Below are 14,510 nucleotides of genomic sequence, written 5' to 3'. Positions count from 1 at the left end.
AGACATCGTGTCAACCCGTGGTCCTGGAACCCTGTCCGTCAATCCGGCGACCGGCGAGGAACTGGCGTTCCACCCTCTGCTGGATGACGCCAGCATAGAGGCGGCCCTGGCGGCGGCCGACTTCGCGTTTCAGGTCTGGCGCAAGCAGTCACATGCCTACCGGGCCGACAAGCTTCGTGCTCTGGGTGCGGTGCTCGAGGCGAGGGCTGACGACCTTGCGCGCGGGATCGCACTGGAGATGGGCAAGCCCCTTGCTCGGGCACGGGCCGAGGTCGTGAAATGCGCCCGCTTGTGTGGATGGTATGCCGAGCATGCCGCAAGGCTGCTCGCCGACGAGATTGCTGATGTGAACGGGGACGGCCAGGCCCTGGTCCGTTACCTCCCGCTTGGCGTCGTCCTCGGGGTCATGCCGTGGAATTTCCCGTTGTGGCAGGTGATGCGAGCCGCCGTCCCGGTCATCGCCGGGGGCAATGGCTTCGTGCTTAAACATGCCGATAATGTGCAGGGTAGTGCGACAGCGCTGGCCGACGCCTTTACGGCTGCCGGTTTTCCTGACGGACTTTTCGCAAACCTTAACATTACCCGCGCCTCGATACCGGCATTGCTGGCAGATCCGCGCATTGTTGGCGCGTCTGTGACCGCAGGCGTCGCCGCCGGCGCATCGGTCGCCGCCGAGGCGGGACGCAACCTCAAACGCTCGGTGCTGGAGCTGGGAGGGTCCGATCCCTTCATTGTCCTTGCAGACGCCGACCTTGACCGCGCGGTTCCCGCTGCCATCGAGGCGCGCTTCCAGAATAGCGGGCAGGTGTGCATTGCTGCCAAGCGGATCATCGTCGAAGCTCCGGTGGCCGAGGAGTTCACGCACCGGTTCGTGGAGGCCGCCCGCTCCCTGCGATGTGGTGATCCGCTTGATCCATCAACGGACATGGGACCGCTGGCGCGCGTTCGAGCACGTGCCGAACTGCATGCGCAGGTGGAGCAGAGTGTGGCAATGGGCGCCACCGTGCTCGCGGGCGGGGTAATTCCTCCTGGGCCCGGGGCGTTCTATCCCGCGACGGTCGTGACAGGGATAAAACGGGACATGCCGGTTTTTCGGGAAGAAACCTTTGGCCCCGTAGCGGCAATCATCGTGGCGAAGGACGCCGCTGATGCCGTTTCCATCGCCAATGACAGCGAATTTGGGCTGTGCGGTGCTATCTGGAGCCGCGATGCGGAACGCGCGAGAGACATCGCTTCTCAAGTTGCAACAGGTGGCATGTTCATCAATGCCGTCGCTGTTTCCGATCCGCGCGTGCCGATCGGCGGGATAAAGCATAGCGGCTATGGCCGTGAGCTCTCACATTTTGGAATCCGCGAATTCTGCAACGCCCAGATGCAGTGGATACGGCAATGAACGGTGCCACTTTGGTACGCTCTGATCCCGATGCGGCGGATGGCGAAGACGGAATGATGATGCCACAGGTAGATAGTCCTGCTGAAGCGCCGATTGACGACGTTAAGCGGGCGTGGATCACGGTCGCGATGCTGTTCGTCATTCAGACCATCAACCGCGCCGACAAGGCCGTGCTGGGTTTGGCGGCAACAGCTATCATGGCTGATCTCAGCCTTTCGCCTGAGCGCTATGGCCTTATCGCGAGCAGCTTCTATTTTCTCTATGCCATTGGCGGTGTTCTGGTCGGCTATTTCTTCGCGCACCGTTTCAGACCACGCCTCATTGTCACGGCGATGATTGCTGTCTGGTCGCTGTCGCAGCTTCCGATCATATTCGCGGCCTCGTTCACGACTTTGCTGGTTGGCCGCATCGTCCTGGGCCTTGGGGAAGGCAACGGAACGCCTACCTGCATCAACGCGTGCCACGAATGGTTCCCGGCCGAAAAGCGCAATCTGCCTACATCCGTCGTCATGACGGGCGCGCTCGTAGGCTCTCTGGCGTCCGCCCCGATCCTGGCTTTCATCATCCAACGTCTCGGCTGGCACGCGGCCTTCGCGGCTTGCGCCATAGTTGGCGTGATCATGCTGTTTCTCTGGACCCTCCTGAGCCGGGACGGGCCCTATAGTGGCGTTTCGACCGGAAAGACAGGCAAGGCGCTTCCCGGCCGCCATGCATTGGCAATGCTGCGCGACCGCTCCGTCTACGGGAGTTTCCTGATGGGCTTCGCGGCAGACTGGGTCATGGGTTTCACCCTCGCCTGGCTGCCGACTTTCGCGACCAAGGCGCTCGGCTTTTCCCAGATGGAAATGGGTTGGATCCTCGCCGTGATGTTCCTGGCACAGGCGGGCATGATGATGGGAATCTCAGCGTTTTCGCAAATGCTGCTGCGGCGAGGCTATTCCAGCCGTTTTGCAAGGTCGGGCCTGAACGCGGTCTGCCTCCTCATCGGCGCCGCCGCCCTTTTGGGGGCCACTCATGTCGCAGATCCTTATGTCAGCATCATTCTGATCGGAATTGGCACCGGCATGCCAATTCTGACCTTCACGCTCAATCCTGCGTTGCTCAGCGAAATCTTCCCTGCACGACATCGCAACCGGCTTGTTCATATGATCCTGTCCGGCGGGACCATTGGATCGATGGTGGCTCCCTGGCTGATTGGTCGCCTGGTGGGCAATGTGGAATCGGGCAGTTGGTCGCAGGTCCTTGCCGTCAATGCGGTTATGCTGGTGATCGGCGCCGTGCTTGCCCTTATCCTGATCCGGCCGGCGCAATCGACGCGGCGGCTGCAGGAACTGGACGAGGCGATGGGATAGATACGCGCCCCTTCAGGCGGCTGGGCCGGCCGCCTGTTGCGCCCGAGCGGCGGCCTTTGCGTTGCTGACGTGGACGCATATGGCCTCCAGTGCAGCCGGCAGATCGCGTTTCTCAATATGGTCTAGAATGATCTGCTTTTCCGCTATGTCCTGAGCGATCAAAGCGGGTTTCTTCAACTTCGTGCTACTGATAACGCTCAACCGCAACTGAATGTTCATCAGATATTCGAAGGCGTAGTTGTTGTCCGCGCCGGCGCACCAAAGGCGGTAATAGTCTCTGCGGGCTTCCAGCGCCGTCTCGCCTGAATCCTCGACCTGCCGGATTCTCGCGAGAGCGCCTTTCAAGGCGTCGACATCGTGCTGGTTGGCCCGCTCGATGAATTGCTGGGCTACCAGTTTCTCAATGGCGCCGCGGACGCTGTAAAGATTGTCTGCGTCTTCCGGCGATAAGGGCGTAATCACCAACTCTCGCGCTGTTACCTTGGTGACAACGCCATTGGCCTCGAGGTCGCGCAAAGCTTCGCGCAACGATGTGCGACTGACGCCCAGGCGAAGACATAGATCCTTTTCGACCAGTCGTTCGCCGGCCTTGAGTGACCCAATCTCGATCGCTCGCCGCAGCGTTGCGACTATTTTCTGTCGTAAAAGCGTGTTTTCGAAAGGGATTGGCCCGAGGCCGTCATCCGCAGCCGATGGCACCTCGACCGTCCCATAAGCGTGCGATGTCTTGGTCATGCCGCTTCTCCCCTGTCCCGAGGCTTGGACCTTCCATCCCTGCAAAAAATCGCGCGCTCCGCGATCCGCCAGCCTTGGTCCGTATGCGTGAACCGGTCTTCGACGTAGCGGAGGGCTACAATTTCCACGGATCCGTCCCCGGCACATTGGGGAACCAGCAGATAGGACCGATGCAAGACGTCCCTCCCTACCCAGTCAGCAAATAACGGCTGGTTGAAGTGCATGCGGCCGCGGGCTTCCGGCCCTCCAATGGCACTGGCTGCGAAGACCCTCAGCCCTTCCGGACCCGTGAAACGGCGCCCGTCGTCATAACTGACGACAGCGTCGGGCACGAATTGACGCAGCACTGCTTCGGCATCGCCCATATCGACGGCAAAAAGGTAGCGGCCCAGGACATCGGCTATGGCCAGGCGGACTTCAACGGGCAACTGCACGTCCACGGTTTTTCTCCAATGGAAACTCTTTTTTCCGTCTGCGGGCCTCGTTGACTCCGCGGCGCGATACTAAGTATGATTGTCATACAACGTCAAGTCGTGCGTCATGCGGAAGCTGGGGGCGCGATTTTATTGAAAGGATGCGATCGTGGGTAATGGCAACGCCAACGGTGCGTTTGACATCGGCAAGGCGCGCGCTGCGGCGGAACTGGTTCGGGCCGACAAGGGCCTGGTGAGCCGCAAGATTTTCGCCGACGAAGAAATTTACCGGATGGAGCTGAAGCAGATTTTCGGCCGTTCCTGGCTCTTCCTCGGCCATGAAAGCCAGCTCCCCAACCCCGGCGATTACATCACCAACAGCATGGGGGAAGACCCGGTCATTGTCGTGCGCGCGCGCAACGGCCAGATCAACGCCTTCCTGAACAATTGCCGCCACCGCGGCAACATCCTGTGCCGGGCCGATGCTGGCAAGGCTAAGACCTTCGTCTGCCCCTATCATGGCTGGGCCTATGATACCGACGGCAAGCTGGTCGGCGTACCGGGCATCAAGGATTATTATCATGACGAGATCGACCGCAAGGAATGGGGCCTGCCGCGCGTCGCGCAGGTGGAATCCTACCGTGGCCTGATCTTCGGCAATTTCGATGCAGACGCCCCGCCGCTGGTCGAATTTCTCGGCGACATCCGCTGGGCGCTCGACTGGGTGCTGAACCAAGGCGATCTGCAAGTCGCGCAGGGGCCGGTTCGGTGGACGATGCACGGTAACTGGAAATTCGCCTCCGACAACAGCGGTGACATGTATCATGGGCCGACTACCCATCGCTCGGGTATCATGGCCGGTCACAAGGGAGGCGCGGGCACTTTCCACGAGACCAAGGGCAGCGACGGGCTGGCCGAAGCGATGACGATGTTCCGCAACGAGGGCGGCTTCACCGTCATCGGCGAATATGGTCATGGGATGAATGCCAACTATATCGACGAGCGCGTGCTCAACAAGCAGTCGCCCTTGACGCAGTGGCGAAACGATCCCGAAGTGATGAAGAAGATGGGACCGCTGGGTGCGCGGGTGCAGCGTGGCAACATCCATGTCTTTCCCAACCTTTTCGTGAACTTCGGTTCTCGCGACCTGATGCTGCGCAATCCGCTGGGCCCTGACCGCATGGAGATCATCAAGCTGGTGCTGGTCGACAAGGCGGCCAGCCCGGAACTCCAGCGAATGCAGGTGCAGAATTCCAACCGCCATTTCGGACCGGGCGGCGTGTTCGAGCAGGATGACGGAGAGAATTGGGATCAGAGCACGGTTGGTTGCGAAACGTTCATGGCCCAGCAGCACGACCTGCACTATGCCATGGGCATGGGTCATGGAAAAGTGATCCCTGGCGATGAACAACAGCCCGCGCACATCGAATCCCTGATGAACGAGCATGTCCAACTCTGGCTTTATCGCAACTGGGCGGATTTCATGAAGGCCGAGGACTGGGCCGAACTGCGCGAGAACCATGCACGACTGGAGGAGGTGCTGTGATGGGCGATCTGGGGGAACGCGAAAAGCCGGCCGCTGTCAGCAGCATGGCGGCAGCGGTGCTGCAGCATGAGGTCGAGCAATTCCTCTATCATGAGGCAGCGCTGCTCGATGACCGCAAACATTGGGAGTGGTATGAGTTGCTGGCGCAGGATCTGGAATATTGGATGCCGGCCCGCAGTACCCGCGCGCGTGGCGACGAGGCGAACGAATTCGCCCCCCCGGGCGGCGGCGCCTTCTTCGACGAGAACAAGGCTTTAATCGCAGAGCGCCTTCGCAAGCTCGACACGCCCTATTCCTGGTCGGAAGATCCGCCGTCGCGCACGCGGCATTATGTGTCGAACGTCCGCGTCGGCGCGCAGCGCGACAATGGCGAGTTGGAGGTGCATGTGAACTTCCTGATCTACCGTTCGCGCCTGGCGCGTGACGAGGATCTTTGGGCCGGAAAGCGAGAGGATGTGTTGCGCCGTGTCGGTGACACCTTCCAGATCGTCAAGCGTCATATCTATATCGATCAGGTGAGCCTGAATTCGAAGAATCTGAGCATCTTCTTCTGAAACGGCACCGTTCCCGTATACCGAGAATATAAAGCGGCTAGGGCGGCAGGCACCACGGCCGAAGGAAAGGCAGGAGGAATGACCGGGGCAGCGAACAGGGCCGCCATCATCACGGGTGGCGCCTATGGCATAGGTCGCGCGGCGGCGCGCGCGCTAGCCGAGGACGGCTGGTCCGTTCTGATCGTCGATCGCGACGAGAGGCGGACCGATGAGACGGTAGACCTGATCCGGGCGACAGGCGGCAACGCGCGCGGGTTGATCGGTGATGTCTCCGATCCGGTTTGCGCGGTCGATGCCGTCGCTCAGGCGCAGGCCCATTTGGGGGCGCTCCGAGGCTTGGTGAATTGCGCCGCCGTGCGCATCGGCGGTCGGATCACCGACATCAGCTTCGACCAATGGCAGGCTTCCTTCCGTATCGGTCTGGACGGCGTTTTCAACTTCTGCAAGGCAGGCATTCCAGCGATGACGGAGAATGGCGGCGGAAGCATCGTCAATATTTCTTCACCCTCGGCCTTCGGTCGCAAAGGGCTCGTCGCCTATTCAGCGACGAAGGCAGCGATCAATACGCTGTCTTCCTGCCTCGCCGCTGACCATGCGGAGGATCGCATCCGCGTCAACGTCGTCATTCCCGGCTTCACGGTGACTGGAATGACTGAACATTATTCTGCGGACAAGATGGCGATCGTCGCTGCCCAGTCGCCTTCAAGCCGCCCTGCCGAACCCGATGAGATAGCAACACTCATCCGCTTCCTCATGTCGCCCGCGGGCGAGTCCTTCACCGGCGGCCAGTTCGGCAGCCTGCCGCTACCATCTTTCTGATCCCGGGGAATATCATGCTGACCGAGGCCGCAACCAGCAAGTTCGTCCAACTGCCGTCGCTGAAAGTCCATTACAACGAGGCGGGCGAGGGAGAGCCGTTGATCTGCTGCATCGGGAATGGCCCGGGTACGAGCGCATGGGTGGTCTATCATCGCGTTGTGGAAACCCTTTCCAAGCATTTTCGCTGCCTTCTGCTCGACCAGCCCGGATACGGGAAGAGCGATCCGGTCGTGCTGAAGGGCGAGTCGCGCAGCCAGATGTATGCCCGAACGCTTCTTGAATTCATGGATGCGCTGGGCATCGCCGAGGCGACGATCGTAGATATGTCCTTCGGCGCTCAGACGGGTCAATTGTTCGCGATCCGTCATCCCGACCGCGTAAGAAAGCTCGTGCTGCACGCGCCTGGCGTGCGGATGCCGCCGATCTTCACCGTCGGGACCAGCAACGCGGTGCTGGCGATGCAGGCCGCGTTCAGAAATCCGAGCATGGATACGATGCGGTCGATGATGCATCAGTTCCTTTACAATGGCGCGCAATATAGCGACGAGGAACTGATGCTGCAGGATCGGCTGGACGCCTGGCTGAGCCGCCCTGAACTGGAGGAAGCGCGCAGGGCGTCCGATAATGTCCAGATCAACATCAATGAGGAACTGAAAAAGATCACCGCGCCCAGCATCCTCATTCACGGGCGAGACGATCCGCTTATGGGCGGACCGGAAGCGGCGATCGTCCTGCTCAACTATTTGCAGGACTCCCGACTGGTGATTCTCAACAAATGTGGCCACTGGGTTCCGTTCGAGCGACCGGATGAATTCTGCCGCCTCGTCGTCGATTTCGTGAAATATACCCAGCCACTTGACTGATCCGAACGGAAAGAAAAATGACCGAACATCACAGAATTGAGGCTGTCGTATCAGCGGTGGTCGAGCAGGCACAGGGTATCAAGACGTGGGAATTTCGCAGTGCGGATGGTCGAGCGCTACCCACTTTCACCGCAGGCTCCCATATCGACTTGCATCTGGCTAACGGCTTGTCGCGAAGCTATTCGCTGTGTAATTCTCAGGATGATGCGGATCGCTACGTGGTGGGTATCGCGAAGGATCCCAACAGCCGAGGCGGCTCCAAATTTATTCATGAGACGCTTAAGGAAGGCGACCTGATCGCGATCTCCGCGCCGCGCAACAACTTCCCGCTGGTCGAAGATGCCGATCATGTCGTGCTGATCGCGGGCGGCATCGGCATCACGCCGATGTATTGCATGGTGCAGCGGCTCGAGCGTCTGGGCCGGTCTTGGGAACTTTGGTATAGCTGCCGCGTAAAGGAGATGTGCGCGTTCCGCGAAGGCCTCGAGACGCTGGAAGCCAGCTCTCCCGGCCGGGTCCATCTGAATTTCGATCAGGAACCGGGCGGTAAGTTGACCGACCTGAAAGCCGTGATCGGCGCGGCGCCTGCAGGTTCGCATTTCTATTGCTGCGGCCCCAATCCTATGCTGATCGCCTTTGAAGCGGCGGCGAACGAATTGGGCCGTCCGCAGGATCATGTCCACGTCGAATATTTCGCCGCGAAGGAAGAAGCGGCGCTCGACGGCGGCTTCACCGTGGAATGCCGCAAGTCTGGCATCGAACTGGTGATCGAGCCGGGCCAGTCCATCTTGGATGCGATGCTCGATGCCGACATCGAGATCGAATATTCCTGTTTCGAAGGTGTGTGCGGTACCTGCGAATGTAAGGTGCTCGAGGGCACGCCAGACCATCGCGATTCCGTGCTGACGCCCGAGGAGCACGCGGAGAACAGGCGAATGATGGTCTGCTGCTCGGGGTCCAGGACATCGAGGCTCGTGCTGGACATCTGAGCGTTCCGGCCACACGTACAGACCTAATAACAGCCTCGGAGCTTAGGGAGAGGCGCGTGCTGCCTTAGCCAGGTAGTACCCTCGGCCCATGCGTATGCTGGCTGCCTGGCGCTACCGATGCGTACCGCCAACAAAGGGTTGTCGACGGCATTCGCTGCTGGCGATGCTGGCGTGCGGGGCGGTCCGGATTGCATCCGTCCGGGTGTATACGGCAGGACGCTGGGGCGCTGCGGTTTTCATGATCCACAACGAAGCCCTGATCGTGGCGCCTGATCGAAACTGCACTTACGAACTCCGGTTTACCGCAGCTGAAATCGGTCATCCTGATGTCAGGAAGACGCTCCCTGATTTACGCTGCGGTCAGGCGATCCGCTTCCACCGAATCGCCCAGCAGCGGCTGGCGCAGCCCGGAGCGATAGCCGTTCGAAGATCGGCACCCGCGTCCCGCCTTGGCGAGCGAGGGGCCTGCCTGCCCATGGCCCCGGGCGATCAGGTCGGCACATGAATGTGGTGCGGCTGCGCGAGACGCCGGGAGATTGTGCGCACGAAGTTGGGCATGCCCGTCGTCTGGTGTCGCCGCGTTGGGATCCTGGAATCGCAGTCATGCTGTGATTCCGCCTTGCGTCCCGGTCATTGTTTGCCTGAGAAATTCTAGCAGCGCGCGGACGGCCGGATTTCCACTTCGGCTTTCAGGCCATAGCAGCGCAACCGGAAAGTCGACAGCATATTCGTCGAGGATCGGGACAAGCTCGCCGCGCGCGACATGCGACTGAGCAAAAGATGATACCGAAACACAGATGCCGGCGCCTGCGGCGGTCAGCGCCACCAGAGTATCGACGGTATCGACCGTAAACGCCGCCTTGGGGGTCAGCTCGACCAGATCGTCGGCCAGGCGGAACGGCCAAGGCGCGATCTGTCCCGAGTTGCGGTAGCGGAAGTTGACGCAGCTGTGATGCAACACATCCTCAGGATGAGTCGGCGCACCATGACGTGCGAGATAGCCGGGGGCGGCAAAAGCGCACAGGCGGTGAGGGAACAGGCTACGAGACCGCAGCCGAGAATCCGCCAGCGTGCCGCTACGGATCGCCACGTCGATTCCTTCCTCAACCAGATCAAGGAGCCGGTCCTCAAGTCTCAGATCGATCGAAATGCCAGGATGCCGTTCGCGGAACAGCGGCAAAATCGGCGCCAGCATATGCGTGCCTACCGACAGCGGCGCGGTGATTCTTATCTGGCCCGACAGTTCGGTGCGCGCGGCAAGCACAGCCTGCTGCATCGCCTCCACCTCTCGCAATATACGCAGGCCATGGTGATATACGTCCTGGCCTTCGGGCGTCAGGGTAAGCGAACGTGTGGTGCGGGTGAACAGCCACACGGCCAGCTCTTGCTCCAGCCGTCGAACGCTCTTGCTGACGGCCGATGGCGACAATGACAACGCGCGTGCGGCCGCAGTATAGCTCCCGAGCGAAGCCGACCGCACGAATGCTGTGAGACCGGTCAGGCGATCGAGCGTAATATGTTCCTTCATGGAACAAGTAATGCGATGCGTCGCCCGATATGCAAGCGTTCTCGGCGCGCCTATTTTCCCCTCAACTTGCCCAGCGCCGGGCGCCGGACATTTACCGGAGAGGAGCCAGATGCCGCACGCCATTGCCCTGCCGCCCGAGTTCAGCGATCTACAGCCATTCGCGGCCGAATGGGCACAGCCGTCGACCGACGCCCTTCATCACCAGCGCCAGACATTGAGCATGGAGGATATCGGCGCATTCTATGATGCCGTGCGGCCGCGCATCGATGCAATTTTTGCGCTTCTCGACTCTTACGACCTCGACAGCATGCCCGAAGCGCCGCGAAATCTCCTGTGGCTGACCTTCGGGTTTATCGAGGCGTCCATCGCTGTCGAACTGTTCAACGCGCCGCGTATCTCCAGACTTCCCTATCCCCACGGCTTCACGGTGCTGAAAGAGATAATCCCCACAGCAACGCCCTTCACGCTGACCGGAGACACGCGATGACCATCGCGGAACGCATGCAACCCGTCCTCACGCCGGCATGGCTAGGCAGCGATCCAGTTCCGACTGCGCCCTATGCCTCGGCTGAACATTATGCGCTCGAACAGGCGCACATTTTCCGCGATGGATGGATCTACATCGGGCAGGAGGCGGAGGTCCCCGAACCTGGCGCTTTCGTCGTGAAGGCTTTCGAGGCCTGTGATGCCTCGGTGCTCATCACCCGAACAAAGAGTGGCAACCTGCGCGCCTTCCATAACATTTGCTCGCATCGCGGTAACAGGCTCGTATGGGAGGATAGCGGCAGTGCAAGCCGCTTTGTGTGCAACTACCACGCCTGGACATTCGACCGTGACGGGGAGTTGCGGGGCGTAACCGATTCCTCGATGTTCTTCGATCTCGACAGGAAGAAATGTGGTCTTTCGCCGATCCATCTTGCGTGTTGGCGAGGTTTTATGTTCCTCAACTTCGCGCAAACGCCTGAAGCACCGCTGATCGACTATTTGGGCGGATTGGGAGAAAAGCTTGCGCCATACCCCTTCGAGAAATATTCGAACTCGGTCAAAATCTGCGGCATCTATGAGGGAAACTGGAAGGTGGCGTTCGACGCCTTCCAGGAATCCTACCATCTTGGCTATCTCCACAAAAACACCATCGGCCCGTTTTTCGGCGCCGGCCTCAATCCGTCAGGCCGGATGATTTCCGCAGAATTTTTTGGCCCGCATCGCAGCGGCTCTATCTGGGGCAATGATGACGTGAGGCCGCGACCGATCGAGAGCACAGCCCTCCGTTTCGGTGGCCTCATCGTTGCTGGCGATCACGCTGATGGGGCGCCTCTGAGCGACGATCTTCCTCCGTCGATCAACCCGCTACGCGATCCGAACTGGGCTCTGGAGATGAACGTGTTCTTCCCGAACCTGATCGTGTTCGTGAACCGTCAGGGCTTTATCGTCCACTCCGCCTTTCCGCTGTCGCATGACCGTACGCGATGGGAGGCAGAAATGTTCTTCCAGCCAATATCGAGCGGTCGGCAGGCCTTTGCCCAGCAGTTCCAGCTCGCCTTGTCACGCGACACATTCGTCGAGGATGGCGCGACGATCAATTTCACGCAGCAAGGATTGCGCAGTGGCGCGCTGAAGCATTTCCAGTTCCAGGACAACGAGGTGTTCCCCCGTCATAGTCATGCCGTCATACAGCAGCGGATTGCGGCGCGTATCTCCCGCGGGGCGCAACCCGGCTGAGGTCGCTGCCAAAATTTCCCTTGCAGCAGACCGCCCAGGTGAACGCTGTGCTCGGCTATTATGCCAAGGCATTCACGCTAGGGCGGGCCGGAGTGCCGGACGATATCGCGCGAGTGGTCTTGTTTCTAGCTTCGGACCTCGCCGGCTTCGTGAGCGGGGTCGTCGTACTGTCGATGCGGCCGACCTGGCACGTTGAGTTTTGCGTCAGCGCGGCTCGCCGCGCTGCTCGCGTCCATCTGTCATTTCCGCAGTGTCGTTTCGTTCATCGAGCTTAGGACGCCAACGCCACCAAAATGTAGCCGTCCGGTGAAGGCCGCGTCAGTGTGCGCCCGAGCAGGTGGAATTGGCAGGTCTCACCGGGAAATCAGCCACGGTGAAAGGTCGCTCACAGGTCGACCTTGGTGGAAAGCTGACAATTGTCGCTACGCTGCGGCGGCCAGTGCCGTTCGCAATGCCGTGTAGAGGGTGTCTTTGAAGCGCGGCCCGATTGTTGTGCCAGGAATGATGTCGAAGCCATGGAAAGCTCCGGGCACGACCTCCAACTGCGTGCTGACGCGACTCGATATCAGCCGGCGCGCGTACTCGATGTCTTCATTGGCAAAGAGGTCGATACTGCCGACGCCGATGAATGTCGGTGGCAGCCCACGAAGGTTGGCTACCCGTGATGGCACCGCTCCATTCGGCACTCGTCTCGAGCCTGCTGGCACCCCCAGCAAGGCGCTCCAGCCATAGCGATTATGAGCCGGGGTCCAGATCAGCGTTCCAATGTACGGCGGAACAGGTGTCGAACTACCGGTGCGATCGTCCAGCATCGGATATACAAGAGCCTGGAAGGCGATCGGCACCTCTCCTCGATCCCGCGCTGCGATCGTGAGCATGGCGGCATGTCCGCCTCCGGCACTCTCTCCCATTACGGCGATGCGAGTGGCGTCCCCTCCGAGCTCAGCCGCATGTTGATGCACCCATTTCAGTGCTGCGTAATTGTCGGCCAGAGAGCCGACGAAGCGTGTCTCGGGAGCTAGGCGATAATCAACACTGACAACAACACAGTTAAGTGCTGCCGCAACCTCCTGCGCTCCGCGAATGCTCAAACGCGCAGTTCCCATCACGAAGCCGCCGCCGTGGATGTAGAGGATGATCGGACGAGGTGGGCCGTCCGGTGCGGCGTTGATGATAAGAACGGGCACCTCCGGCGAGCCTGGCAGACCCGGGATGCTGCGCTCGGTCCAGGCCGGGGCTGATAGGGGCGGCAATGAGAACCGTACCATGGCTTTACGATGAGCGGCGATCGTCGCATCGGATGGCACCACCCCCGCCGTCTTCACCAGCGTTGGCACGATCTTCCGCAGCTCCGGATGGACGTAAGGTGTGATGGCTAAAGCCGGAGGCGTTGCCGCCTCGACACCACCGAAGCCCATTCCGACCAGTGCAACAGAGGTCATCCCACCAGCGGCAAGCCGCATCGCTCCACGTCTGGAAATCTGTTGCATATCAAGTCTACTCTATGCTGAGGAGACACATAGAACGACGCCCAAGCGCGGCAAAGCGGAGAATATCGAAGGTCCGTCAAGTTCGCTTGCCGCCACGCGGCTGATGGCAGCTTTGTTGTCGTGTCCGGAAGTGTCGAAGTTCGGCAACCGGACGTTATGCCTGCGGGGCTCGCCAGTTCCATGGCAGCAGTTCGCCCAGCTTGCTGACGGGGCAACCCGCGATCCGGGCTAGTACGTCGGCGAGCCATGCCTGAGGATCGACGTCATTGAGCCGGGCGGATTGGATCAGCGTGTAGAGCACCGCCGCGCGCTATCCGCCGCGATCCGACCCGCAGAACAACCACGCCTTCCGGCCCACCGGCACGCAGCGCAGCGCGCGTTCGGCCGCGTTGTTGGTAAGGCAGATACGGCCGTCGTCGAGGAATCGGGTGAACGCATCCCAACGCCGCAGCATGTAGTTGATGGCCTTGGCCAGATCATGGTTGCGCGACAGCCGGGCGAGCTGGTCGGTCAGCCAGGAATGCAGCTCGGCCATGAGCGGTGCGCTGAGCTCCTGGCGGATGGCAAGCCGCTCGGCGGCGGGCTTGCCGTTGATGCCGCGCTCGATATCGAACAGGGCATCGATCCGCTGCACCGCCTCCAGCGCGATCGGGTAGATCATGTCGGTACGCTCGTTGCGGCTCCTGTGCCGGGCCGCGGCGGCGACATCGGCCAGCTCGAAGAACTTGCGCCGCGCATGGGCGAAGCAGCCCGCCTCGAGGATGGGCCCGGGCTGGCTGCCCTCGGCATAGAGCTCGTTGTACCCGCCATAGGCATCGGCCTGCAGGATCCCAGACCAGGACGCGAGATGCGCTTGGGGATGTTCGCCTCTTCGGTCACGGGAGTAATTGAATAGCGCCGCCGGCGGATCGGATCCGGCGAAGGGCCGATCATCGCGGACGTAGGTCCAGAGCCTTGCCGTATCGGTCTTGCCCTTGGCCATGACTGGCACGGTCGTATCGTCGCCGTGCAATCGCTCTGCGGCCAGCACATGGGCCTCGATCAGCCCGTAGAGCGGCATCAGCGCGAACGTTGCCGCGCCGACCTGGTGTTGATGACAGAGTAAA

14 protein-coding genes and 1 pseudogene are annotated in these 14,510 nt (G+C 60.8%); 10 read left to right on the top strand and 5 right to left on the bottom strand.

Annotation, left to right across the window (positions count from 1 at the left end; all coding sequences use genetic code 11):
• Positions 1-7: 7 nt before the first annotated feature.
• Positions 8-1,393 carry an NAD-dependent succinate-semialdehyde dehydrogenase gene (locus SPHV1_RS06305; RefSeq protein WP_082430877.1) on the top strand — a complete coding sequence of 462 codons (1,386 nt, stop codon included), beginning with the start codon at positions 8-10 and terminating at the stop codon, positions 1,391-1,393.
• On the top strand, positions 1,390-2,745 hold the full coding sequence (locus tag SPHV1_RS06300) for an MFS transporter (RefSeq protein ID WP_054945194.1): 1,356 nt from the start codon (positions 1,390-1,392) through the stop codon (positions 2,743-2,745). The genes SPHV1_RS06305 and SPHV1_RS06300 overlap by 4 nt, the downstream gene beginning before the upstream one ends.
• 12 nt (positions 2,746-2,757) lie before the next feature.
• On the opposite strand, the gene SPHV1_RS06295 is transcribed toward SPHV1_RS06300, so the two are convergent.
• Entirely contained in the window at positions 2,758-3,480 is a 723-nt protein-coding gene (locus tag SPHV1_RS06295) for a GntR family transcriptional regulator (RefSeq protein WP_054945193.1), read from the bottom strand.
• Complete coding sequence (locus tag SPHV1_RS06290; RefSeq protein ID WP_054945192.1) at positions 3,477-3,920, bottom strand: nuclear transport factor 2 family protein; 444 nt, start codon at positions 3,918-3,920, stop codon at positions 3,477-3,479. The genes SPHV1_RS06295 and SPHV1_RS06290 overlap by 4 nt, the downstream gene beginning before the upstream one ends.
• 142 nt (positions 3,921-4,062) lie before the next feature.
• Here SPHV1_RS06290 and SPHV1_RS06285 point away from each other — a divergent pair, with 142 nt between their 5' ends.
• The 5 genes from SPHV1_RS06285 (at position 4,063) to SPHV1_RS06265 (ending at position 8,664) form a co-directional block, all read left to right on the top strand.
• The gene (locus SPHV1_RS06285; RefSeq protein WP_054945191.1) at positions 4,063-5,439 is read left to right on the top strand and encodes a Rieske 2Fe-2S domain-containing protein; all 1,377 of its coding nucleotides are present in this window, start codon (positions 4,063-4,065) and stop codon (positions 5,437-5,439) included.
• Positions 5,439-5,993 (top strand): 3-phenylpropionate/cinnamic acid dioxygenase subunit beta, encoded by a 555-nt coding sequence (locus SPHV1_RS06280; RefSeq protein WP_054945190.1) that lies wholly within the window; start codon positions 5,439-5,441, stop codon positions 5,991-5,993. The genes SPHV1_RS06285 and SPHV1_RS06280 overlap by 1 nt, the downstream gene beginning before the upstream one ends.
• 78 nt (positions 5,994-6,071) lie before the next feature.
• Positions 6,072-6,812, top strand: a complete 741-nt coding sequence (locus SPHV1_RS06275) for an SDR family NAD(P)-dependent oxidoreductase (protein WP_054945189.1) — start codon at positions 6,072-6,074, stop codon at positions 6,810-6,812.
• Positions 6,813-6,826: 14 nt separating this feature from the next.
• Positions 6,827-7,675, top strand: a complete 849-nt coding sequence (locus SPHV1_RS06270) for an alpha/beta fold hydrolase (protein WP_054945188.1) — start codon at positions 6,827-6,829, stop codon at positions 7,673-7,675.
• A 17-nt stretch (positions 7,676-7,692) separates the two neighbouring features.
• On the top strand, positions 7,693-8,664 hold the full coding sequence (locus SPHV1_RS06265) for a PDR/VanB family oxidoreductase (RefSeq protein WP_054945187.1): 972 nt from the start codon (positions 7,693-7,695) through the stop codon (positions 8,662-8,664).
• A 601-nt stretch (positions 8,665-9,265) separates the two neighbouring features.
• Here SPHV1_RS06265 and SPHV1_RS06255 read toward each other — a convergent pair.
• A complete protein-coding gene (locus SPHV1_RS06255) occupies positions 9,266-10,192 on the bottom strand; it encodes a LysR family transcriptional regulator (protein WP_054945185.1) in 927 nt (308 codons plus the stop codon).
• Between the two features lie 109 nt (positions 10,193-10,301).
• Between SPHV1_RS06255 and SPHV1_RS06250 the strand changes: the two genes are divergently transcribed.
• The 3 genes from SPHV1_RS06250 to SPHV1_RS06240 are packed head-to-tail and all read left to right on the top strand — an operon-like array spanning position 10,302 to position 12,189.
• A complete protein-coding gene (locus SPHV1_RS06250) occupies positions 10,302-10,679 on the top strand; it encodes a hypothetical protein (RefSeq protein ID WP_054945184.1) in 378 nt (125 codons plus the stop codon).
• Positions 10,676-11,914, top strand: a complete 1,239-nt coding sequence (locus SPHV1_RS06245) for an SRPBCC family protein (RefSeq protein WP_054945183.1) — start codon at positions 10,676-10,678, stop codon at positions 11,912-11,914. Before SPHV1_RS06250 ends, SPHV1_RS06245 begins: the two co-directional genes overlap by 4 nt.
• A 38-nt stretch (positions 11,915-11,952) precedes the next feature.
• Positions 11,953-12,189, top strand: a complete 237-nt coding sequence (locus SPHV1_RS06240) for a hypothetical protein (RefSeq protein ID WP_369817875.1) — start codon at positions 11,953-11,955, stop codon at positions 12,187-12,189.
• Positions 12,190-12,336: 147 nt separating this feature from the next.
• Here the strand turns inward: SPHV1_RS06240 and SPHV1_RS06235 are convergent, their stop codons facing one another.
• Together SPHV1_RS06235 and SPHV1_RS06230 are read right to left on the bottom strand one after the other, a co-directional pair.
• Positions 12,337-13,404, bottom strand: a complete 1,068-nt coding sequence (locus SPHV1_RS06235) for an alpha/beta hydrolase (protein WP_231634552.1) — start codon at positions 13,402-13,404, stop codon at positions 12,337-12,339.
• A gap of 154 nt (positions 13,405-13,558) precedes the next feature.
• Positions 13,559-14,510 (bottom strand): annotated as a pseudogene (locus tag SPHV1_RS06230) (IS66 family transposase); the annotation flags it as partial.

Origin of the sequence: Novosphingobium sp. KN65.2 (genome assembly GCF_001368935.1) — a bacterium.
In the GTDB taxonomy this organism is placed as follows: Bacteria; Pseudomonadota; Alphaproteobacteria; order Sphingomonadales; family Sphingomonadaceae; genus Novosphingobium; species Novosphingobium mathurense.
The sequence above is the reverse complement of the archived record's forward strand: the minus strand, read 5'-3'. Positions and strand labels throughout refer to the sequence as shown.